Annotated in this window: 1 protein-coding gene and 1 pseudogene; both read left to right on the top strand. The window is 64.0% G+C overall.

All coding sequences use genetic code 11. The features are described from left to right. A partial coding sequence (locus SO140_RS46145; RefSeq protein ID WP_498544230.1) for a thymidine phosphorylase occupies positions 1 to 670 on the top strand: 670 nt, incomplete at its 5' end. Positions 671 to 740: 70 nt separating this feature from the next. Continuing rightward, positions 741 to 874: pseudogene (locus SO140_RS46150) on the top strand (phosphopentomutase); the annotation flags it as partial.

Here is an 874-nt window from a genome sequence, read left to right on the forward strand (position 1 = left end):
AGATTTGGCGCAGGCGAGCGTCGGCGTGGCCAACGGCGCGGGCTGCAAGACCACCGCGCTGCTGACCGACATGAATCAGGTGCTGGCTTCCAGCGCCGGTAACGCGGTGGAAGTGCGCGAAGCGGTGCGCTTCCTGACCGGCGAATACCGCAACCCGCGCCTGCTGGAAGTGACGCTGGCGCTGTGCGTGGAGATGCTGCTGTCCGGCGGCCTGGCGCAAGACGAGGCCGATGCGCGCGCCAAACTGCAGGCGGTGCTGGACAACGGCAAAGCGGCTGAGGTGTTTGGCCGCATGGTGGCGGCGCAGCAAGGGCCGATAGACTTCGTCGAACGTTATGATAGCTATCTGCCGGCGGCAACGCTGAGCAAGCCGGTGTATGCTGAAAAGCCGGGCATCATCAGCGCCATGGATACCCGTGCGTTGGGTATGGCGGTGGTGTCGCTGGGCGGCGGCCGTCGCCGGGCAAGCGACGCCATCGACTACAGCGTTGGCCTGACCGAGGTGGCGCGCCTGGGCGATAAGGTGGATACCCAGCAACCGCTGGCGATGATCCCCGCCAACGATGAAGAGAGCTGGCAGCTGGCGGCCGATGCGGTGCGCAGCGCAATGACGCTGAGCGACAAGGCGCCGGAAGCGACGCCGGTGGTGTATAAGCGCATCACGGAATAACCCAAGAATCAGGAACGGCCGCGGCTTTTTCGCGGCCGTCCAAAGCGTGAGAACACGCAGGAGAGCACAGATGAAACGTACATTTATTATGGTATTGGACTCCTTCGGTATCGGTGCCAGCGAAGACGCCGAACGTTTTGGCGATCGGGGTTCCGACACCCTGGGCCATAGTGCCGAAGTTTGCGCGCGTGGTGCGGCCAACGT

The organism is Bradyrhizobium sp. UFLA05-108 (assembly GCF_059803455.1).